Source organism: Klebsiella sp. HMSC16C06, from assembly GCF_001808325.1.
Lineage (GTDB): Bacteria > Pseudomonadota > Gammaproteobacteria > Enterobacterales > Enterobacteriaceae > Klebsiella > Klebsiella variicola.
The window spans coordinates 173910-195675 of the sequence record NZ_KV793029.1 but is presented as its reverse complement, the minus strand read 5'-3'; the positions used below and the strand labels follow the sequence as shown (position 1 = coordinate 195675).

23 protein-coding genes are annotated in these 21766 nt (G+C 57.9%); 21 read left to right on the top strand and 2 right to left on the bottom strand.

Going from position 1 to position 21766, the window contains the following annotated elements; genetic code table 11:
• From HMPREF3142_RS26860 to HMPREF3142_RS28775, 11 genes are all read left to right on the top strand, one after another.
• Positions 1-1950: a CotH kinase family protein gene (locus tag HMPREF3142_RS26860; protein ID WP_070612941.1), complete on the top strand. Its 1950-nt coding sequence runs from the start codon at positions 1-3 to the stop codon at positions 1948-1950.
• 9 nt (positions 1951-1959) lie between these two features.
• A complete protein-coding gene (locus HMPREF3142_RS26855; RefSeq protein ID WP_070612938.1) occupies positions 1960-3078 on the top strand; it encodes a hypothetical protein in 1119 nt (372 codons plus the stop codon).
• Between the two features lie 51 nt (positions 3079-3129).
• Positions 3130-4209, top strand: coding sequence for a phage tail protein (locus HMPREF3142_RS26850; protein WP_070612935.1), 1080 nt, complete (start codon positions 3130-3132; stop codon positions 4207-4209).
• A gap of 148 nt (positions 4210-4357) precedes the next feature.
• Entirely contained in the window at positions 4358-5530 is a 1173-nt protein-coding gene (locus HMPREF3142_RS26845; RefSeq protein ID WP_070612932.1) for a phage tail sheath protein, read from the top strand.
• 9 nt (positions 5531-5539) lie between these two features.
• Positions 5540-6055 (top strand): phage major tail tube protein, encoded by a 516-nt coding sequence (locus tag HMPREF3142_RS26840; protein WP_070612929.1) that lies wholly within the window; start codon positions 5540-5542, stop codon positions 6053-6055.
• Between the two features lie 52 nt (positions 6056-6107).
• Positions 6108-6407, top strand: coding sequence for a phage tail assembly protein (locus HMPREF3142_RS26835; protein WP_032736256.1), 300 nt, complete (start codon positions 6108-6110; stop codon positions 6405-6407).
• Between the two features lie 14 nt (positions 6408-6421).
• Complete coding sequence (locus HMPREF3142_RS26830) at positions 6422-6541, top strand: GpE family phage tail protein (protein WP_002896220.1); 120 nt, start codon at positions 6422-6424, stop codon at positions 6539-6541.
• Complete coding sequence (locus HMPREF3142_RS26825) at positions 6534-9164, top strand: phage tail tape measure protein (protein ID WP_070612927.1); 2631 nt, start codon at positions 6534-6536, stop codon at positions 9162-9164. The genes HMPREF3142_RS26830 and HMPREF3142_RS26825 overlap by 8 nt, the downstream gene beginning before the upstream one ends.
• Positions 9161-9646, top strand: a complete 486-nt coding sequence (locus tag HMPREF3142_RS26820) for a phage tail protein (protein WP_070612925.1) — start codon at positions 9161-9163, stop codon at positions 9644-9646. The genes HMPREF3142_RS26825 and HMPREF3142_RS26820 overlap by 4 nt, the downstream gene beginning before the upstream one ends.
• A 5-nt stretch (positions 9647-9651) precedes the next feature.
• On the top strand, positions 9652-10737 hold the full coding sequence (locus tag HMPREF3142_RS26815; protein ID WP_263440768.1) for a phage late control D family protein: 1086 nt from the start codon (positions 9652-9654) through the stop codon (positions 10735-10737).
• Between the two features lie 86 nt (positions 10738-10823).
• The gene (locus tag HMPREF3142_RS28775) at positions 10824-11042 is read left to right on the top strand and encodes an ogr/Delta-like zinc finger family protein (protein WP_004223962.1); all 219 of its coding nucleotides are present in this window, start codon (positions 10824-10826) and stop codon (positions 11040-11042) included.
• 220 nt (positions 11043-11262) lie between these two features.
• On the opposite strand, the gene HMPREF3142_RS26810 is transcribed toward HMPREF3142_RS28775, so the two are convergent.
• Positions 11263-12948: an aspartate:alanine antiporter gene (locus HMPREF3142_RS26810; RefSeq protein ID WP_008805810.1), complete on the bottom strand. Its 1686-nt coding sequence runs from the start codon at positions 12946-12948 to the stop codon at positions 11263-11265.
• A gap of 267 nt (positions 12949-13215) precedes the next feature.
• On the opposite strand from HMPREF3142_RS26810, the gene ybjM reads away from it, so the two are divergent.
• Positions 13216-13599 (top strand): inner membrane protein YbjM, encoded by a 384-nt coding sequence (ybjM, locus tag HMPREF3142_RS26805; protein WP_008805811.1) that lies wholly within the window; start codon positions 13216-13218, stop codon positions 13597-13599.
• Between the two features lie 6 nt (positions 13600-13605).
• Here ybjM and HMPREF3142_RS26800 read toward each other — a convergent pair whose 3' ends face one another.
• Positions 13606-13869 carry a GrxA family glutaredoxin gene (locus tag HMPREF3142_RS26800; RefSeq protein WP_002896352.1) on the bottom strand — a complete coding sequence of 88 codons (264 nt, stop codon included), beginning with the start codon at positions 13867-13869 and terminating at the stop codon, positions 13606-13608.
• 202 nt (positions 13870-14071) lie between these two features.
• Here HMPREF3142_RS26800 and HMPREF3142_RS26795 point away from each other — a divergent pair, with 202 nt between their 5' ends.
• The 9 genes from HMPREF3142_RS26795 (at position 14072) to HMPREF3142_RS26755 (ending at position 21760) form a co-directional block, all read left to right on the top strand.
• Entirely contained in the window at positions 14072-14359 is a 288-nt protein-coding gene (locus HMPREF3142_RS26795) for a YbjC family protein (RefSeq protein WP_008805812.1), read from the top strand.
• Positions 14343-15065: a nitroreductase NfsA gene (nfsA, locus tag HMPREF3142_RS26790; protein ID WP_012968634.1), complete on the top strand. Its 723-nt coding sequence runs from the start codon at positions 14343-14345 to the stop codon at positions 15063-15065. The genes HMPREF3142_RS26795 and nfsA overlap by 17 nt, the downstream gene beginning before the upstream one ends.
• A gap of 114 nt (positions 15066-15179) precedes the next feature.
• A complete protein-coding gene (gene rimK / locus HMPREF3142_RS26785) occupies positions 15180-16082 on the top strand; it encodes a 30S ribosomal protein S6--L-glutamate ligase (RefSeq protein ID WP_012542349.1) in 903 nt (300 codons plus the stop codon).
• Positions 16083-16170: 88 nt separating this feature from the next.
• On the top strand, positions 16171-16650 hold the full coding sequence (locus tag HMPREF3142_RS26780; RefSeq protein WP_002896365.1) for a type III secretion system chaperone family protein: 480 nt from the start codon (positions 16171-16173) through the stop codon (positions 16648-16650).
• 348 nt (positions 16651-16998) lie between these two features.
• The gene (potF, locus tag HMPREF3142_RS26775; RefSeq protein ID WP_002896368.1) at positions 16999-18111 is read left to right on the top strand and encodes a spermidine/putrescine ABC transporter substrate-binding protein PotF; all 1113 of its coding nucleotides are present in this window, start codon (positions 16999-17001) and stop codon (positions 18109-18111) included.
• A 163-nt stretch (positions 18112-18274) separates the two neighbouring features.
• The gene (gene potG, locus HMPREF3142_RS26770; RefSeq protein ID WP_012542348.1) at positions 18275-19408 is read left to right on the top strand and encodes a putrescine ABC transporter ATP-binding subunit PotG; all 1134 of its coding nucleotides are present in this window, start codon (positions 18275-18277) and stop codon (positions 19406-19408) included.
• A gap of 10 nt (positions 19409-19418) precedes the next feature.
• The gene (gene potH, locus HMPREF3142_RS26765; protein ID WP_008805816.1) at positions 19419-20372 is read left to right on the top strand and encodes a putrescine ABC transporter permease PotH; all 954 of its coding nucleotides are present in this window, start codon (positions 19419-19421) and stop codon (positions 20370-20372) included.
• The gene (potI, locus tag HMPREF3142_RS26760) at positions 20369-21214 is read left to right on the top strand and encodes a putrescine ABC transporter permease PotI (RefSeq protein ID WP_002896372.1); all 846 of its coding nucleotides are present in this window, start codon (positions 20369-20371) and stop codon (positions 21212-21214) included. The genes potH and potI overlap by 4 nt, the downstream gene beginning before the upstream one ends.
• A 57-nt stretch (positions 21215-21271) precedes the next feature.
• Entirely contained in the window at positions 21272-21760 is a 489-nt protein-coding gene (locus tag HMPREF3142_RS26755; RefSeq protein WP_008805817.1) for a YbjO family protein, read from the top strand.
• The last annotated feature ends 6 nt before the right edge of the window (positions 21761-21766 follow it).

The window sequence follows — 21766 nt, the reverse complement described above, 5'->3', positions numbered from 1 at the left end:
ATGAGTGCAATTAACGAACAGACAAAATGGGAAGATGAGGTTTACCTGCTGGCGCGCGAAGACCGGGTGGAGGGTGGGATTTATGGCCCGTCAAACAAACAGGCCCGGCAACTGGCGAACCGTACCCGCTATTTAAAAACCGCCGTTGAGTCGCTGCAGGACTACCGGGATTACACCTTCTTCATGACCCCGAATGACCCGGACGGCACCCTTGCGGGGCTTGCCGGTACGCCGGAAGGGAAACTCTTTCGCGTGGTGGTGCCTGACAGCGAGGGGCAACTGCTGGCCTTTATCTATTACCAGAAGCACAACGGCCAGGCGAACCGGCTGAATGCGCTGGCAAGCCAGCAGGCGATTACGTCCCTGCGCCAGCAGCTGGAGCAGGACACCGGCTCAGCGCTGGATGGCCTGACCGCGTTGCAGTCCGGTCTTCAGTCGCTGACGGCCGCCCTGATGCAGCTCGGTCTCGATGAGATGGCCGCGCAGGTGACCAGCATGGCCGCCTCACAAAAAAGTCAGTCAGACCAGATTCAGGCGCTGATGCTGGCGTTTCAGTCCGGTATGGGGGCGCTGGCTCTGGTGGAGGCCACCCCCGAAGAGGTGGAAAGTCATCAGCTGAGTAACCTCTATGCGTTCCAGGTGCTGGCCCGTCAGCTGCTCCCGCTCGACGGTTTCGACCCCTCAGCGGCAGGCACCGGCACGGGAAACCGGGAGGCGCAGGCGAAATATCCGGGCGTGTTTGCCTTCGGTGAGCCGCGCGGTCTGATTCGCCTGGACGTGACCTCCGACAGCGGCGCGCCGACCAGCAAGGACAACCCGGTTAACGGCAACTTAAAGGTGGACGTCGACGGGGAGATGTTTACGGCATACGTGTCCTTCAAGGTTCAGGGGGCGTCGTCGGCGGGGTATCCGAAAAAGAACATGAAATTCGAGCTGTTTGCCGACGCGGCACATACCGAAAACGTCAGCCTGAAAATCGGCGATGTGGTGCCGAAGGACAAATGGATTTTCAAGGCGAACTGGATTGACTCGACCCACCTGCGCAATGTGCTCTGCTACAACCTGTGGCAGAAGGTGATGGCGACCCGCAGCGGCTGGCCGCGCCGGGATATTGATAACAGCTACGTGGGGAAACTGGGGGCCAGCGCCATTGATACCGGTGCCATCGGCTGCCCGAAGGGGTACGCCTGCGTGCTGTATATCAACGGTGAGTTTTACGGGATAGGGGATTTTCTCTACAACTCGTCGCGCAAGGATTACAACATCGCCAAAAACAGCCCGGAGCAAATCATGATTATCTGGGACGGGGCGATTAACATCCCGGCGCTCACGGATAACGGCACCTGGGTGATGGACTCACCCTCGAAACCCACGGCGGAAACGGCTGCCTGCCTCGACCGCTGGCGGGACTTCGCGCAGTCCGCACAGGACGCGTTTACCGCCGCCGCCGGTACACATCTGGATAAAAACAACGTGGTGGATTTCTACGTCTTCCTCAGCTTTATCTGCGCCCCGGACTGCGTACAGAAGAACACCACGTTTATCACCTGGGACGGCATGAAATGGTTTTTCATGCCCTATGACCTGGATACCACCTTTGGTCTGCATTACGCCGGGACGTCGATTGCCTATCCGCCAGACCTGAATCTGTTTGATAACGGTCTCGCCATGCAGGTCAACCGCACCTTCTGGAAGAAGGTCCGTACCACCTTCCAGGCGGAAATGAATGCCCGCTATGCGGAGCTGCGGGATAACGGTCTGTTTTCACAGCGCGGCGTGCTGGAGCTGGCCCGCGACCTGCTGGGGCGTTACACCCCGGAACTGATGCAGGCTGAATATGAAAAATGGCCGAATGTGCCCTCCCTGAGCATCACCAGTCTGGACCAGATGATGGACTGGACCCGACAGCGTATTGCATACCTGGACACTTTTTTCAGCTACCAACAGTAAGGACCCACCATGACCACGATTTTAGTCAAAGATGCGCTGCGGGCCTCCGTTGAGGCGGCTTCGGGCGGAAAACAGACGGTGCTGTATACCCCGAAGGGACAGCCGACCTTTGTGAATATTATCCCGAAGGTCAGTATCGAAAGCCTGAACCCGGCGCTGGGGATTTCCGGCGTACACCCGGCCTTTAAGCAGGGCGACAGGGAAATCCCGTACCTGTATGTCGGAACCTATCAGGGATGCGTGCTGAACGGTGAGGTCCTGAGTCTGCCCAGTGTGGATGCGAATGCCTGTAACGCAACCAGCGCCACCCTTTTCCCGTTACTGAAAGCGATGGGCAGCACCTGGCACGGCATGACGTCGGTCGAGTGGGCGCTGATGCAGGCGATGGCGGTGAAAAGCCGCTACAGTCCGCTGGGGGCTGATGTGTACGGCAAGTCCGCGCTGGACGCGACCCAGACCGGGCGCCGTATCGACGGCAAAGAGGCGGGCGATTTGTCCTCGCAGTCTCCGCGCATTTATACCGGCTCCGGTCCGGTCTCTTATCGCCAGGACAAAAAATACAACGGTATCAGCGACCTTGCCGGAAACGTCTGGGAGCGCACCTACGGCGCGCGCGTGGTGGGCGGCGAAATCCAGCTCTACGGGACCGGCAATGAGGCCGCGCTCGCCTCCTCCGCAGTGTTCAGTGCGCACGGCGCTGATGTGCCGGGCTGGTACGCCATCCATGCGGTGACCGGGGCCTTTATCACCCCGACACATACCGGGAACACCACCACGGCGGACTATGTGGCCACCACCCCCAACAGCGTGCGGGCGGTGACAAAGACCACCGGGCTGGCTGACAACGAGTTTTATCACCCTGCCTGGGGCGGGACCTTCGTGCAGCCGCAGAACACGCTGCCGGAAGCGGTAAAAAATCTTCTGGAGCTGTATGGCGTGTGGCCGTCCCTGACCGGTAAGGCGATTGTCCCGGCGGGGTCGACCGTCAACTACAACGCGGGCGCGACAAGCTGCATGCATCCGGTGCGCGGTAAGAACGATATTTTCCAGTTTGGCTTTGCCAACAATATCGAAGTGCTGAATTCCGAGATGGGGCTGCGCCCGGTGTATTACGCGCCCCTGAGTTAATCACGAGGCTTCCCCGCTCCGGCGGGGAAGCCCGCTATTACGGACTGCCTTATGAGTAAAAAATTCAGCGCCATACTGACCGCGCAGGGGGCTGAACGCCTGGCCGCTGCGGCGGTGAAGGGTATCCCCCTGGGTATCACTCACATGGCCGTCGGTGACGGGGGCGGCGTCCTGCCGGTGCCGTCCCCGGACCAGACCGCCCTGATTAACGAGCAGTACCGCGCACCGTTAAACCGGCTGGTTATCGCCGACCAGGCGGCAAATGTTATCCGCGCCGAAATGATAATGCCGCCGCAGGCCGGGGGCTTCTGGATACGCGAAGCCGCACTCTTTGACGAGACCGGCATCTGCCTGGCGGTGGCGAACCTGCCCGAATCCTACAAGCCGCTTCTGGCGGAAGGGTCGGGACGTTTTCAGGTAATTAATATCTGGCTGATGGTGAGCCAGACTGCCGATGTGCAGATGATTGCGGACCCGTCAGTCATCCTGGCGACGGTGGAAGAAGTCCGCCGGGCGGGGAACAACGCCAAAGATTATGCTGATGACATTGTTTCCACCCTGGAGAATGAGACAAGGGAGGCCATTGCATCAGCGGTCAGCACCGCCATTCGTGATTTCTGGGAAGCGGAAAACCCTGTCGGCACGGTCCGGTTTTACAGCCAGCATGTGGACCCGAATGAACGCTACCCGTGGTCAACGTGGACGTATACCGGTGAGAACAGAACCATCCGCGTGGCAAAAGCAGACGGTTCGAACGTCGGCGCCAACGGCGGCAGCGATACCGTAACCCTGCAGCGGGCTAATCTCCCCGCCGTGCAGATTGATGTAACCGGCTCAGCCTCTGAGGTGGAGGCGCAGAATCTGAGAACCGGCAGAGGCGGCGGACATAAGCACAAAGGCGGGATGGCGGGGCCAGGTGAGGCCTGGGACAGTAATTATATTGTGGGCTCCGATAATGACAGCCGCAGGACGCGAAACTATACCTCTGACGAGGGCGAGCACGACCACGAATACACGGTACCGGGTCACGGTCACTCAGTCAGCGGCAAAACCGATAACCTCGGCGAGAGTAAATCGCTCAGCGTGGTGGAGGCTCACACTCTGCTGATGTGCTGGAGCCGCGTTTCCTGATGGACAGGTAAAACCCCGAACAAATCAGCCCCGTAACGGGGCTTTTTTTCTGCCTGCGGTTGTATCAACCACGGTACAACTGGCATCAACGGCTTGCGGTGAATGATTTCCATACCATGGGTGAACCCCTAAACAGGAGATTCATTCCATGGCGCAAGACTATCATCACGGCGTGCGCGTTGTAGAAGTTAACGACGGCACCCGCTCTATCACGACGGTGAGCACGGCGATCGTGGGCATGGTGTGCACCGGCGATGATGCCGATGCCTCCATGTTCCCGCTCAATAAGCCGGTATTGCTTACCGATGTACTGACTGCCAGCGGTAAAGCGGGCGAGTCCGGCACGCTGGCCCGCTCACTGGACGCTATCGCAGACCAGGCAAAACCCGTCACCGTAGTGGTGCGCGTTGCCCAGGGCGAAACCGAAGCGGAAACATCCGCAAACATCATCGGCGGCGTGACCGCGGACGGCAAGAAAACCGGCATGAAGGCGTTACTTTCGGCGCAGTCGCAGCTGGGCGTGAAGCCGCGCATTCTCGGCGTGCCGGGACATGATACGCAGGCCGTATCCACTGAGCTGCTGAGCGTGGCGCAGAGTCTGCGGGCCTTTGCCTATATGTCGGCATACGGCTGTAAGACGGTGGAGGATGCGATCGCCTACCGCGACAACTTCAGCCAGCGTGAAGGGATGCTTATCTGGCCTGACTTCATCAACTTTGACACGGTGCTGCAGGCGGATGCGACCGCCTACGCCACCGCCCGCGCCCTTGGCCTGCGCGCCAAAATCGACGAGCAGACCGGCTGGCACAAAACCCTGTCTAACGTGGGCGTCAACGGCGTAACCGGCTTATCTGCGGATGTGTTCTGGGACCTGCAGGACCCGGCAACCGATGCCGGGCTGCTGAACCAAAACGACGTCACCACGTTGATCCGCAAGGATGGTTTCCGCTTTTGGGGTTCCCGCTGCCTCAGTGATGATCCGTTGTTCCAGTTTGAAAACTACACCCGCACCGCGCAGGTACTGGCTGACACCATGGCGGAGGGCCATATGTGGGCGGTGGATATGCCGCTTAACCCGTCGCTGGCCCGCGACATTATCGAAGGTATCCGCGCCAAAATGCGCAGCCTGGTGAATCAGGGCTACCTCATCGGCGGTGATTGCTGGATTGATGACAGCGTTAACGACAAAGACAGTCTGAAAGCCGGGAAGCTCTGGATCGACTACGACTATACGCCAGTGCCGCCGCTGGAAAATCTGATGCTGCGCCAGCGCATCACTGACCGTTACCTGGTGGATTTCACCACCCGCGTAAGCGCATAAGGGGGACCCATGGCCTTACCACGCAAACTAAAACACCTGAACATCTTCAACGCCGGTAACAGCTGGATGGGCATTGCCGAATCCGTCACCCTGCCGAAATTTTCCCGCAAGTTGGAGAACTATCGCGGCGGCGGCATGCCCGGTTCCGCGGGTATCGATCTGGGGCTGGATGATGGGGCACTGGATACGGAAATGACCATCGGCGGCACTGAGGCGCTGCTTTTTAAACAGATGGGCAAGGCCACGGTTGACGGGGTGCAGATGCGCTTCACCGGCTCTATCCAGCGCGATGACACCGGCGAGGTGCAGGCCGTTGAGTTGGTTGTGCGCGGACGCCACAAAGAGGTGGATTCCGGCGAGTGGAAAACCGGCGAGAGCAATACCACCAAAGTCAGCAGCGTTAACAGTTACGCGAAGCTGACCATTAACGGCGAAGTGCTCTATGAGGTCGATGTGATCAACATGATTGAAATTGTTGACGGCGTTGACCTGATGGAAGAGCACCGAAACGCCATCGGCCTTTAATGCAGCACTGGCGCGGGATGCCACGCCAGCCACCCCATAACAGGAAAAGAACATGAGTGAGAAAACAGAAGCAACGGTGAAGCTGGATAGCCCGATCACGCGCGGTGATACCACGATTACGGAAATTGTGCTGCGTAAGCCGCAATCCGGCGCGCTGCGCGGTACGCGACTGCAGGCGGTGATGGAGATGGACGTGGCCTCTATGATGACCGTGATCCCCCGCATCTCCACACCGACGCTGACCCCGCAGGAAATGGCGGACCTTGACCCGGCAGACCTGGCCGCGATGTCGATCGAGGTTGTCCTTTTTTTGTTGCCGAAGTCGGCGTTTGCCGATTTGCCGACAGCCTGATGGTAGATGACCTGGTGGCGGATATCGCCACGATCTTTCACTGGCCGCCGTCCGTCACTGACGTTATGCCGCTTACAGAAGTGCTGGAGTGGCGGCACAGAGCGATAATGCGAAGCGGGGCCAGCGATGAGTGATAAAAACCTGCGTCTGCAGGTGGTTCTGAATGCGGTTGATAAACTCACCCGCCCTTTAAAAGTTGCGCAGGCTGGCTCTAAGGAGCTGGCCTCCGCCGTCCGGCAGACCCGCGAACAGCTTAAACGGCTGAACGATGCAGGGGGCCAGTTAAAATCCTTCGATCAGCTGTCACAGAGCCTGAGCCGGACCAGTAACGAACTGGACCAGGCGCGGCTGCGTGCGCAGATGATGACCCGTGAAATGTCAGCCCTGGAATCCCCCACGAAAAAGCAGACGGCGGCGCTTGAAACGCAATGGCGGGCCGTGTCACGTCTGGAGCAAAAGCAGGGGCAGGAAACGCGGCAGATGGCGGCGGCCAGGGCGGAGCTGTACCGCCTCGGCATATCTGCGGGCGGCGGTGCCCGTGAAACAGCCCGTATTACCCGCGAAACGGACCGCTATAACAAGCAGCTGGCAGAGCAGGAACGACGGCTGCGGGACGTGGGCGAGCGCCAGCGTAAGCTGAATGCAGTCAGGGCCAAAGCTGACAAGATGCGCGACGTGCGTAACAGCCTGGCGGGGAACGGGGCCGGGATGATGGCCGCCGGGGTGACAACGGGCGCGACGTTGCTGGCGCCCATTCGCGCCTACTCGGAATCAGAGAACGCGGCTAACCAGCTGGCAGGCTCTATGATGGGGCCGGGCGGAAAGGTGGCGCCGGAGTTTGCGAAGCTAAACAAGCTGGCGATCGCCTTGGGTGACCGGCTGCCCGGCACCACGGCAGACTTTCAAAACATGATGACCATGTTACGCCGCCAGGGCATGTCTGCGCAGGTCATCCTGGGCGGGCTGGGTGAGTCGGCGGCGTACCTCGGCGTGCAACTGCAAATGGCCCCGACGGATGCGGCAGAATTTGCCGCGAAACTGCAGGACGCCACGCAGACCACCGAAAAGGACATGATGAGCCTGATGGACGTGATCCAGCGGGGTTATTACGCGGGCGTTGACCCGGGGAATATGTTGCAGGGTTTTTCAAAAATCAGCGCCGCGATGGACATTATCAAGCAGCAAGGCCTGGATGCCGCAAAAACATTCGCGCCGCTGCTGGTTATGGCTGATCAGGCGTCAATGACGGGAGAGTCTGCAGGTAACGCCTATCGCAAGATTTTCCAGGCCACGCTGAACAATAAAAAAATCAGTAAGGCGAATGATGAGCTGGCTGGAACGGGGATAAAGCTAAGTTTTCAGAATAGTAAAGGCCAGTTTGCGGGGCTGGAAAACCTGTATAAGCAACTGGATAAGCTGAATCAAATCACTGACGATGGAAAAAAACAGGCTGTCAAAGCAGCTCTTTTTGGTGATGACGCGGAAACCCTGCAGGCACTGAACATCATGATCACAAAAGGGATAGCGGGCTATCGTGAAACCGTCGCAAAACTGGAAAACCAGGCAACCCTGCGCGAGCGCGTCGATGCGTCTCTTAATACCCTGGGCAACAAATGGGAAGCCGCTGGCGGCTCCTTTACCAACGCCATGGCGAGCATCGGCGAAACTGTCGCGCCGGTACTGAAAAACATTGCGGACTGGCTGGGTAATCTGGCGTCCGCTCTGGATGGGTTTGTTAAGCGGCACCCGCAACTGACGGCTGCGCTATTTAAAATTGCGGCGGTGTTTGCTGTTGTCGCTACCGCTGCGGGCGTGTTGTCGCTGGCGCTGGCATCTATTCTGGGGCCGATGGCGGTAGTGCGGGTGAGTGCTGGGGGGCTGGGGATTAAGTTTGCCTCCGCTTTTGGTCTGATTAAGCAAGTCATCGGCGGTGCAGGACAGGCGGTCCTGTGGCTGGGCAGGTTGATGATGGCTAACCCCATTCTGGCGATAATTGGCCTGATTGCGATGGGGGCCATTTATATCTGGCAGAACTGGGAAACGCTGGGGCCAAAATTCAAAGCAATGTGGGATGCCATCTCATCCGGGGTATCCAGGGTATGGGCTGTGATTAAGCAGACCATCAGCAGCAAATGGGATGAAATTCTGAGTGATGTTGCCGCGCTGCCTGCGAAGTTTAAAGCGGTGGGCGGCGCGATAATTGACGGCATCCTGAGCGGTATCAATGAGAAGTGGGAAACGCTCAAGAGCAAGCTGGCATCGGTGAAAAGCTACCTGCCGGACTGGATGACCGGCGGAGACAAAACGCCAGGCGCACCCCAGCAAAAAGGCGCAGGCGGATTTTTCGCGGGGATGTATGACAGCGGCGGCTATATTCCACGCGGGCAGGTGGGCATTGCTGGCGAGAATGGCCCGGAGCTGATTAACGGTCCGGCCTATGTGACCAGTCGCCGGAGGACGGCAGCGCTGGCGTCAGTTGTCGCCGGAATGATGGGGGGAGCTATGCCCGCAGAGGCCGCGCCGCTTCATCCAATGAGCCTGTCGGCAGCCTCCTATCGCCCGGCAGCAGAAAAACCGGCAGGCTCGCGGCCGGTATTCCAGTTTGAAACCCAGGCACAAATTATTATCCAAGTGCAACCAGGGCAGAGTCCGCAGGATATTGCGCGGGAGGTTGCGCGACAGCTTGATGAGCGTGAGCGCCGCATGAGGGCTAAGGCCCGAAGCAACTTCAGCGATCAAGGGGGGTACGATTCATGATGATGGTCCTGGGCTTGTTTGTGTTTCAGCTGCGCACGGTTCCCTATCAGCAACTGCAGTATCAACGGAACTGGCGGCATGTGACCAACAACCGCGTTAATCGCCGTCCGACAACGCAGTTTTTGGGGCCAGATAACGATCAGTTGACGCTCTCCGGCGTCCTCATTCCGGAAGTGACCGGCGGCAGGTTGTCGTTGCTGGCGCTGGAGCTGATGGCGGAGCAGGGAAAGGCCTGGCCGCTAATCGAGGGCGGCGGGACTATCTACGGTATGTACGTGATTGAAAACCTGAGCCAGACGAAAACAGAGTTTTTCGCTAGCGGTGAAGCGAGAAAAATAGAATTTTCGCTGGGGCTGAAACGTGTTGATGAGTCGCTGTCCGAAATGTTCGGCAGCCTGAGTGACCAGCTTAGCAGCCTGCAGGACTCCGCAGCGGCAGCGGTAGGGAATATCAGAACCACGGTAGGAGGGTTATTACAGTGAGCGAGATGACTGATTTACTCAACCTCAGCAAGACCCCGGCCTTTCGCATCGTGATTGAGGGTAAGGATGCCACGCAGACGCTGGAAAAGCGCCTGCTGGGTATGACGCTGACCGACAACCGCGGATTCGAAGCTGACCAGCTTGATCTGGAGCTGGACGATGCGGACGGTCTGGTAATTATGCCGCGTCGTGGCGCGGTGATTTCTCTGGCGCTGGGATGGAAAGGCGCGCCGCTGTTTTCAAAAGGGAAGTTTACCGTTGATGAGATCGAACATAGCGGCAGCCCGGACCGACTGACAATCCGTGCCCGCAGCGCTGATTTCAGGGAGACGCTGAATGTACGGCGTGAAAAGTCCTGGCACAAAACGACGGTGGGCGAGGTTGTGAAGGAGATTGCTACGCGACACAACCTGAAGGTTGCTATCGGCAAAGATGTAGCGGAGCAGATGCTGGATCACCTGGACCAGACCAACGAAAGCGATGCCAGCTTTTTGATGAAGCTGGCGCGGCAGTATGGCGCGATTGCTTCGGTTAAGGACAGTAACCTGCTGTTTATCCGGCAGGGGCAGGGGAAAACGGCCAGCGGTAAAGCACTGCCGGTCATCACTATTACCCGCCGGGACGGTGACAGTCATCGATTCAGCCTGGCGGACAGGGGAGCGTACACTGGGGTGATTGCTCACTGGTTGCATACGCGCGAACCGGAGAAAAAAGAAACCACCAAAGTGAAGCGCCGCCGGAAGACGACAAAGCCAAAAGAGCCAGAAGCAAAGCAGGGGGATTACCTGATCGGGACGGATGAGAACGTGCTGGTACTGAACAGGACCTATGCGAACCGCAGTAATGCGGAACGCGCAGCAAAAATGAACTGGGAGCGGCTACAGCGCGGCGTGGCGTCATTTTCCCTGCAGCTGGCAGAGGGCCGCGCGGATCTCTATACGGAAATGCCCGTGAAGGTCACCGGCTTTAAACAACCCATTGATGATGCGGAATGGACCATCACGACGTTAACGCACGCGGTAAACCCGGATAGTGGATTTACGACCAGCATCGAGCTGGAAGTGAAAATTGATGATTTAGTAATGGACTGAGGTTTTCAAAAGAGAACTTAAAGTTCACAAAATGAAATAATGTTGTATCATTATTGCGATTTCAGCAAAAATGGCGGGGACGTAAAATGATGATTTGCCCATTATGTGGAAGTGCAGCCCATACTCGCAGCAGTTTCCAGGTCTCTTCAATGACCAAAGAACGTTACAACCAGTGCCAGAATATCAACTGCAGCCATACGTTCGTAACGCATGAGACTTTTGTTCGCTCAATTTCTACACCTAAAGAGGCCCATCCTGTGCAGCCTCACCCCACAAATTCAGGCCAGGCTGCGCTGGCTCTTTGAGGCTGTCGCCACTTTGTCGCCATGACTTAAAAAGAAGGTTTGTAACTCAATGATTTTAAAGGCCGTAAAATTCAGGCAACAAAAAACCCATCAACCTTGAACCGAAGTGGCGGGGTTGATGGGCTCCACAAAATGGGGACATCAAAGAAAAGCAGTGGCATTACTTATGACTGATGCCCTGAGAAAAAGTTCTGCCTGTGACGGCTTTTTTCTCAAAAATTTATTGTAGCCCTGGCCAGATGATCACGATGAGCGTCCCGGCAAGGGTAAGCAGCACGTTGGCGATGGCGTAGGTGCCTGCGTAGCCGAGCGCCGGAATGTTGCTGCGCGCGGTATCGCTGATGATCTCCATTGCCGGGGCGCAGGTGCGGGCGCCCATCATGGCGCCAAACAGCATCGCCCGGTTCATGCGCAGCACATAGGCGCCGAACAGGAAGCAGATCACCACCGGCAACAGGCTGACAATAAGCCCTGCCGCCAGCATCTGACCGCCGACGGCGCCCAGACCATTATTGATCCCGGCCCCGGCGCTAAGTCCGACCCCGGCCATAAACACCATCAGGCCAAACTCTTTCACCATGTTCAGCGCCCCCTGCGGGATATAGCCGAAGGTTGGGTGGTTGGCGCGCAGGAAGCCAAGCATAATGCCGGCGAACAACAGGCCGGCGGCGTTGCCGATGCCGAAGCTAAAAGAGCTGAACTGGAAGGTGATCATGCCGATCATCAGGCCGACGATAAAGAAGGCGCAGAAGGCCAGCAGGTCGGTCACCTGGCTGTGAATGGAGATAAAGCCGATGCGGTCGGCCACGGTTTTTACGCGGCGGGCATCGCCGCTGACCTGCAGCACGTCGCCTTTGTTCAGCACCACGTTATCGTCGATAGGCATTTCAATCTGGCTGCGGATCACCCGGTTTAAGAAGCAGCCGTGGTCGGTGAGCTTCAGCTGCGCCAGGCGGCGGCCGACGGCGTTGTGGTTTTTGACCACAATCTCTTCGGTGACGATGCGCATGTCGAGCAGATCGCGGTCGAATACCTCTTTGCCGTTACGGAAGCTCGGGTCGAGGCGAGCGTGCGCGTCCGGATAACCCACCAGCGCAATATCGTCGCCCATCTGCAGCACCGCGTCGCCGTCCGGGTTGGCCAGAATGCCGTTGCGGCGGATGCGTTCGATATAGCAGCCGGTCTGGCGATAAATACCCAGCTCGCGCAGATTTTTGCCATCCGCCCAGGCCACCAGCTCCGGGCCAACGCGGTAGGCGCGGATCACCGGCAGGTACACTTTACGTTTTGAATCGGTATCGAGGCCGCGCTCACGGGCGATTTGTTGGGCGCTGGTCTGCAGATCCTGATGCTGCAGCTTGGGCATATAGCGGGCGCCGACGATCAGACTCACCAGGCCGACCAGGTAGGTCAGGGCATAGCCGAGGCTCAGATGGTCAAGCGACTGCGCCAGCTGATCGCTGGGCAGGCCGAAATGGCGCAGGGTGTCGCCCGCGCCCACCAGCACCGGGGTGGAGGTCATGGCGCCCGCCAGCATACCGGCGGTAAGACCAATATCCCAGCCGAACACTTTGCCCAGCACGGTGGCGATCAGCATCGCGCTGCCGACCATCACCAGCGCCAGCATCAGGTAGTTTTTGCCGTCGCGGAAAAAAATGGAAAAAAAGTTGGGCCCGGCTTCCACGCCGACGCAAAAAATAAACAGCATAAAGCCGAGATTAAGGGCATCAGTGTTAATCGCGAAATGCTGCTGACCTAATAAGAGAGAAACGACTAAAACGCCAATGGAATTACCAAGTTGTACTGAGCCGAGACGCAGTTTTCCCAGGCATAGTCCTAATGCAAGTACAACGAATAATAACAGGATGTAATTCCCGTTTAACAAATCTGCGACGTTTATATTCACGAAAGCCAACTTCTCATTTACTAGTAAGTTGTTGAAGGAAATGGTTATTTGGTCTAAGGTTGCTCAGGCGTTCGCGTTGTGGCGAACCTATTCTGGCACCCTGTTATAACCAGCAAAAATATACCCGCTAGTTTAATCCTTCCTGGATGCGGCGGCTAGTGACAATCGTTTTTAGGCTGGTAGGGGAGTTATTGGCATGGATTGCCGAAATGCTTTATCTGACTGGGCGACGTGGACGTGAGTTAGAGGCAACATCAGGAGGATACGGTGAAGTCTGAGCGTAGTTGGGCCGGTATTATCTGCGGCTTCGTTCTGTTCATTGTGGTGTGCTTATCGCTGCTATTACATATGAAAGGGGCCTTTCGCGCCAGCGGCAACCCGGAGCTGGGCCTGCTCTTCTTTTTGCTGCCAGGGGCGGCGGCGAGCTGCCTCTCTCCCGGACAGCGGGTACTGCGTCCTTTGCTGGGTGCGATGCTGGCGGCGCCGGTCTGTATGGTGACGATGCGGCTGTTCTTCGTGACGCACAGAACGTTCTGGCAGGAGATGGCGTGGGTACTGAGCGCGGTGTTCTGGTGCGCACTCGGGGCGTTGTGCTTTTTGTTTATCTGCGCCTGGCTTGATACCTGGCGCAGTCACTCATCGAGCAAATAAATTGACTCAGGCAAACAGGCCAAGGTTCTCTTTCGCCCAGGCTTCGAAATCGGTGCAACCGCCGATGTGTTTCTGGTCGACGAAGATCTGCGGCACGGTTTCAACCGGTTTGCCGACGGTCTTTTCCAGGTCAGCTTTGCTGATGCCTTCGGCGTGAATATCCACGTAACGGTAGTTAAAATCATCACGCTCGTTGGTCAGTTTTTCTGCCAGCTCTTTGGCGCGAACGCAGTAAGGGCAGCCTGGACGACCAAAAATAACGGTAAACATTGCTTCTCTCCTTAAACCTCAGCCGGATGGCGAATGGCGCTTATGATGCCTGCATTGACCGGTGAGGGAAAGAAGGTTCTGCCTTTTGCTTCGATGGTTTACGGCTATGTTTGATAAATGTCGTACTATCAAAACCCGTATACTGACCCGGCGGCGTAGTGAGATTGTCTGATGCGCCGCGCTTATCAACCGGAGAGGCGTGATGCGAAAATTTGCCCCGTTGCCGAAAAGCATTCTGCTGGTTGAGATCCTCGGGATGGGGCTGTTAACCCTCGCCTGGCTCTCGCTTAACCAGTATGTCCAGCTGCCTGCGCCCATTGCCAGCCCGACCGCGGCGCTGGTGATGCTCTTTGCCGGGATCGTGCTGATGATCCCCGCCGCCATCGTCGTTATGTGGCGGATGGCGCAGATCGTGGCCCCGCAGTTAACGCACTCTCCAAAGCCTGAATCCTTGTCTGACAGAGAAAAACGTAATGACGCCGACCATTGAGCTGCTGCGCAGCCATCGTTCCATCCGCCACTTCACCGATGCCCCCGTGAGCGACGAACAGCGCGCAGAGATTATCGCCAGCGCGCAAGCGGCATCTACCTCGAGTTTTTTACAGTGCACCTCCATCATCCGTATTACCGACCCCGCGCTGCGTGAGCAACTGGTCCCGCTGACCGGCGGCCAGCAGCACGTCGCCCAGGCGGCGGAGTTTTGGGTTTTCTGCGCCGACTTTAACCGCCACCTGCAGATTTGCCCACAGGCGCAGCTGGGGCTGGCTGAACAGCTGCTGATCGGCGTCGTCGATACGGCGCTGCTGGCGCAAAACGCGCTGATTGCCGCCGAGTCCCTCGGGCTGGGCGGCGTCTATATCGGCGGGTTGCGTAATAGCATCGAGGCGGTGACCGAGCTGCTGGCGCTGCCGCAGCACGTCCTGCCGCTGTTCGGTCTTTGCCTTGGCTGGCCGGCGGATAACCCGGACATCAAGCCGCGGATGCCGGCCGCCATGCTGGTGTATGAGAACCGCTATCAGCCGCTGGATAACGCGCTGCTGGCGGACTATGACGACCAGCTGGCGCACTATTATCTGTCGCGCGGCAGCAACGCCCGCCGCGATACCTGGAGCGATCATATCCGTCGCACTATCGTGAAAGAGAGTCGTCCGTTTATTCTCGACTATCTGCATAAGCAGGGGTGGGCAACACGCTGATTACGTGTACACTGCTGCTCCGGCCAGGTGATCTCCGCCGCCGGCCGCAGGAAAGGTGAAAGTGTGTTCGATAGCTGAGGCCCGCCAGAGCGGGTCTTTTTGCAGAGGTGCAGGATGAAAATTGCCATATTATCCCGGGATGGAACGCTTTATTCATGTCGACGCCTGCGCGAAGCGGCGCAACAGCGCGGGCATCAGGTCGAGATCCTCGATCCGCTTTCCTGCTATATGAATGTCAGTCCGGTGGCGTCGTCCATCCACTACAAAGGGCGTCAGCTACCGCATTTTGATGCGGTGATCCCGCGGATTGGCTCGGCGATCACCTACTATGGCACCGCGGCTTTGCGTCAGTTTGAACTATTGGGAAGCTATCCGCTGAATGAGTCGGTCGCCATCACCCGCGCTCGCGATAAGCTGCGCTCGCTGCAGCTGCTGGCGCGCCAGGGTATCGATTTGCCGCTGACCGGCATCGCTCACTCCCCCGATGACACCAGCGACCTGATCGCCATGGTGGGCGGGGCACCGCTGGTGGTGAAGCTGGTGGAAGGCACCCAGGGGATCGGCGTGGTGCTGGCGGAGACCCGTCAGGCGGCGGAGAGCGTGATCGACGCCTTTCGCGGGCTGAATGCGCATATTCTGGTGCAGGAATATATTGCCGAGGCGAAAGGCTGCGATATTCGCTGCCTGGTGGTCGGCAATGAGGTGGTGGCGGCGATCGAACGGCGGGCTAAAGAGGGCGACTTTCGTTCTAACCTGCACCGCGGCGGCATGGCCACGGTGGCGCAGATTAGCGACGAGGAGCGGGCGATTGCCATCAAGGCGACGCAAACCCTTGGGCTCGATGTCGCCGGTGTCGATATTTTACGCGCCACCCGCGGGCCGCTGGTGATGGAGGTGAATGCCTCGCCGGGGCTGGAAGGGGTGGAAACCACCACCGGCGTGGACATCGCCAGCCGGATGATCGCCTGGATCGAGCGCCAGGCGACGCCGGAATTCTGTTTGAAAATAGGCGGCTAGCCGCTGGATGCAAGTCTGTCATGGTATGCGGCGCTTTTTTTGCGTAAGCTATGGCGTCGTTTTTTCATTGTAAGGGGTCACAGGCACTATGGATTCACTGGTCGTTCCAGGTCTGGATACGCTACGCCGCTGGCTGGATGAGATCGGCATCAGCTTTTTTGAGTGCGATTCCTGCCAGGCATTGCATCTGCCGCATATGCAGAATTTCGACGGTATTTTTGATGCCAAAATTGACCTGGTAGACAACGTGGTGCTCTTTTCCGCCCTCGCGGAGGTGAAGCCGTCCGCTCTGCTGGCGCTGTCGGCGGATCTCTCGGCTATCAACGCCAGTTCGTTAACTGTGAAGGCGTTTATCGATATTCAGGACGATAACTTGCCCAAGCTGGTGGTCTGTCAGTCGTTGTCTATCGGCCCGGGGGTGACCATGGAGCAGTTCGCCTGGTTCTTCCGCCAAAGCGAAGAGCAGATCTCAATGGTGATCCTCGAAGCCGGCGCCAACCAGCTGCTGTACAAAGGCGAAGAAGAAGAGCCCGCGGCGGAAAACGTGCAATACCATTTTCTTCACTAAACCTGCCTAAAATTAGCGCAGCCACTACCGCAGCGGCTGCGTATTACCCGCTTTTATTCTGCGTTTATCCTTCTCTTAAAGCATTATTCACCGCCATTCAGGCCGTTTTGGCTTATCACGTAGACCGTTATTGCATAAAAATTTGATAAAAGGCGTTTTTTTACCTGGGCTATAGCCTCTTATTCTGGCTACAGTTATTCTGGCGATGCTTCCAGTTGCGAGCAACCACTCCGGGAGAGATCCGCTCTCCTTTTCTCAGGCAATGAAAAAATATGCATGATTCTTGCATGCGTTGAAATGCGTATATTTGAGCCCGTAAATTAACGGGCGTTGAGAAGGATAAGAGATATGACCGCCTTTGGTAAAAAATGGTTAACAGGTCTGGTTACGGGTGCGCTGATGGCCGTCTCTGCCGGTTCGCTCGCCGCCGAACAAAAAACCCTGCATGTTTATAACTGGTCTGATTATATTGCGCCGGACACGGTAGCGAATTTTGAAAAAGAGACCGGGATTAAAGTCGTGTATGACGTTTTTGATTCCAACGAAGTACTGGAAGGCAAATTAATGGCCGGCAGCACCGGTTTCGACCTGGTGGTACCGTCGGCAAGCTTCCTTGAGCGCCAGCTGGCGGCGGGCGTGTTCCAGCCGCTGGACAAGAGCAAGCTGCCCAACTGGAAGAACCTTGATCCCGAAGTGTTGAAGCTGGTCGCCAAGCATGACCCTGAGAATAAATACGCCATGCCTTACCTGTGGGCGACGACGGGCATTGGCTACAACGTGGATAAGGTGAAAGCCGTCCTCGGTAAAGATGCGCCGGTGGACAGCTGGGATCTGGTGCTGAAGCCGGAGAACCTTGAAAAACTGAAAAGCTGCGGCGTCTCCTTCCTCGACGCGCCGGAAGAGATTTTCGCCACCGTGCTGAACTACCTCGGCAAGGATCCGAACAGCAGCAAAGCGGATGATTACACCGGCCCGGCGACCGATCTGCTGCTGAAGCTGCGGCCGAACATTCGCTACTTCCACTCTTCGCAATATATTAATGACCTTGCCAACGGCGACATCTGCGTGGCGATCGGCTGGGCAGGGGATGTCTGGCAGGCGGCCAACCGCGCGAAAGAGGCGAAGAACGGCGTTAACGTCTCCTACTTTATTCCGAAAGAAGGCGCGCTGGCGTTCTTTGATGTCTTTGCCATGCCGGCCGACGCCAAGAATAAAGATGAAGCCTATCAGTTCCTTAACTATCTGATGCGCCCGGATGTGATCGCTAAAATCAGCGACCAGGTGTTCTACGCCAACGGCAACAAGGCCTCCACACCGCTGGTCAGCGAGACGATCCGTAACAACCCGGCGATTTATCCGCCAGCGGATGTGTTCGCCAAACTGTTCACGCTGAAGGTGCAGGATCCGAAGATTGACCGCGTGCGCACTCGCGCGTGGACCAAAGTGAAGAGCGGCAAATAATCTCTGACGGCCCGTCGAACACGGGCCGAATCAGATCTGCACTCGCCGGGAAATGGCAGCGCGCCCGGCGAGCAGAAGCACCAGGATGGTGCAATTGCACTGTTAAGCACGAAGTATGGCACCGGACCATATGGTGATCGTTTTTTTGCCGGAGAGCACCCGATTGAACGACGTAATGCCCCGCCCACAGGCGAAAGCCCCCAAAGCGCTGACCCCGCTACTGGAAATCCGTAACTTAACCAAGTCGTTCGATGGCCAGCACGCGGTCGACGACGTCAGTCTCACTATCTATAAAGGCGAAATTTTTGCTCTGCTGGGCGCATCAGGCTGCGGGAAATCGACCCTGCTGCGTATGCTGGCGGGCTTTGAACAACCGACCGCCGGGCAGATTATGCTCGACGGCGTGGATCTGGCGCGGGTGCCGCCCTATCAGCGGCCTATCAATATGATGTTCCAGTCCTACGCCCTGTTTCCCCATATGACCGTTGAGCAGAATATCGCCTTCGGTCTGAAGCAGGATCGTCTGCCTAAGGCGGAAATCACCGCCCGGGTGCAGGAGATGCTGGCTCTGGTGCATATGCAGGAATATGCCAAACGCAAGCCGCACCAGCTCTCTGGCGGCCAGCGCCAGCGCGTCGCGCTGGCGCGTAGCCTGGCGAAACGGCCGAAGCTGCTGCTACTCGATGAGCCGATGGGCGCGCTGGACAAAAAGCTGCGCGATCGCATGCAGCTGGAGGTAGTGGATATTCTCGAACGCGTTGGCGTGACCTGCGTGATGGTGACTCACGACCAGGAAGAGGCGATGACCATGGCGGGCCGTATCGCCATCATGAACCGCGGCAAGTTTGTGCAGATTGGCGAACCGGAAGAGATTTACGAGCACCCGACCACCCGCTATAGCGCCGAGTTCATCGGCTCGGTGAACGTCTTTGAAGGGCTGGTGAAGGAGCGTCTGGAGGATGGCCTGGTGTTGAGTTCGCCAGGACTGGTGCACCCGCTGAAGGTCGACCCCGACGCGTCGGTGGTGGACAACGTGCCGGTCTGGGTGGCGCTGCGCCCGGAGAAGATCATGCTGTGCGATGAACCACCGGCGGACGGCTACAATTTTGCCGTCGGCGAGGTGATTCATATCGCCTATCTCGGGGATCTCTCTATCTATCATGTGCGCCTGCAAAGCGGGCAGATGATCAGCGCCCAGTTGCAGAATGAACACCGCCATCGGAAAGGAACGCCCACCTGGGGTGACGAGGTGCGTTTATGCTGGGATGCGGATAGCTGCGTAGTGCTGACGGTGTAAGGAGAGGGCGATGAGTACCGTTGAATCCCCGTCAGGGGCGAAAAAACCGGGCGGCTTCGGGCTGTGGGCGGCGCGCCTGCAGATGGCGCATGGCCGCAAGCTGGTGATTGCGCTGCCCTATCTGTGGCTGATCCTGTTGTTCATGCTGCCGTTCCTGATCGTGTTCAAGATAAGTCTTGCCGAGATGGCGCGGGCGATCCCTCCCTACACCGAGCTGATGGAGTGGGCGGATGGCCAGCTGACGCTGACCCTCAACTTTGCCAACTTCCTGCAGTTGACTGACGATCCGCTCTATTTCGAAGCTTATCTCCAGTCGCTGCAGGTGGCGGGCATATCGACGATCTGCTGCCTGCTGCTGGGCTATCCGCTGGCCTGGGCGGTGGCGCACAGCAAGCCGTCGACGCGCAATATTCTGCTGCTGCTGGTGATCCTGCCGTCGTGGACGTCATTCTTAATCCGCGTTTATGCCTGGATGGGGCTGCTGAAAAGCAACGGCGTGTTGAATAACTTCCTGCTGTGGTTAGGGGTTATCGATCAACCGCTGGAGATCCTGCACACCAACCTGGCGGTGTATATCGGTATTGTGTATGCCTATCTGCCGTTTATGGTGCTGCCGATCTACACCGCGCTGACCCGCATCGACTATTCGCTGGTGGAGGCCTCGCTGGATCTCGGCGCCCGGCCGCTGAAGACCTTCTTCCAGGTGATCGTCCCGCTCACCAAAGGCGGCATTATTGCCGGTTCGATGCTGGTGTTTATCCCGGCGGTGGGGGAGTTCGTGATCCCGGAACTGCTGGGCGGGCCGGACAGCATCATGATTGGCCGCGTGCTGTGGCAGGAGTTCTTTAACAACCGCGACTGGCCGGTCGCCTCGGCGGTGGCGATTGTCATGCTGCTGCTGCTGATCGTGCCGATCATGTGGTTCCACAAGCACCAGCAAAAACAGATGGGAGAGCAGGGATGAACGACTTGCCGGTAGTACGCTCGCCGTGGCGCATTCTGATCCTCGTGCTCGGGTTCACCTTCCTCTATGCCCCGATGCTGATGCTGGTGATCTACTCGTTCAACAGCTCGAAGCTGGTAACGGTCTGGGCCGGGTGGTCGACGCGCTGGTATAGCGAACTGTTCCACGATGATGCGATGATGAGCGCGGTAGGGTTGAGCCTGACCATCGCCGCCTGCGCGGCGACGGCGGCGGCGATCCTCGGTACCATCGCCGCGGTGGTGATGGTGCGCTTTGGACGCTTTCGCGGGTCTAATGGCTTCGCATTTATGATCACCGCGCCGCTGGTTATGCCGGACGTGATCACCGGTCTCTCGCTGCTGCTGCTGTTCGTGGCGCTGGGACATGCCATTGGCTGGCCGTCGGATCGCGGGATGTTGACCATCTGGCTGGCGCACGTCACCTTCTGTACCGCCTACGTGGCGGTGGTGATCTCCTCGCGGCTGCGTGAGCTGGACCACTCGATTGAAGAGGCGGCGATGGATCTGGGCGCCGCGCCGCTGAAGGTCTTTTTCGTCATCACGCTGCCGATGATTATGCCAGCGGTGATCTCCGGCTGGCTGCTGGCGTTCACGCTGTCGCTGGATGACCTGGTGATCGCCAGCTTTGTCTCCGGTCCCGGGGCCACGACGTTACCGATGCTGGTCTTCTCCAGCGTGCGCATGGGGGTCAACCCGGAGATTAACGCCCTGGCGACGCTCATCCTTGGCGTGGTCGGTATTGTTGGTTTTATCGCCTGGTATTTGATGGCCCGCGCAGAAAAGCAGCGAGTGCGCGATATCCAGCGTGCAAGACAAGGCTGAACCACCTAAAATCGGTACAGCAGCCTCCGGTCGGCGCCACCCTGTGGCGCCGTTTTCATGGAAGACATTACGTTGGGATTGTTTACGAAAACTCGCTCATCGCATGCCCGCCTTAACGTCCCTGCGCTGGTGCAGGTGGCGGCCTTTGCTATTATTTTGATCCGCGCTCTGGACCTGCTGATGATCCTCAATCTGTTGGGTCTGCAGGGGCTGAACGAATTCATACACCGCAGCGTCCAGACCTGGAACCTGACGCTGGTCTTCCTCGGCAGCCTGGCGCTGGTATTTGTCGAAATCTGGTGTGCCTTCTCGCTGGTGAAAGGGCGCAACTGGGCGCGCTGGGTCTATCTGCTGACGCAGATTATCGCCGCCGGCTACCTGTGGGCGGCGTCGCTGGGCTATGGGTATCCGGAACTGTTCAGCATTCCCGGCGAATCCAAACGGGAGATCTTCCACTCGCTGGTGATGCAAAAACTGCCGGATCTGCTGGTTCTGACGCTGCTGTTTGTGCCGGCGAACTGCCGTCGGTTTTTCCGCCTGCAATAACGGTGA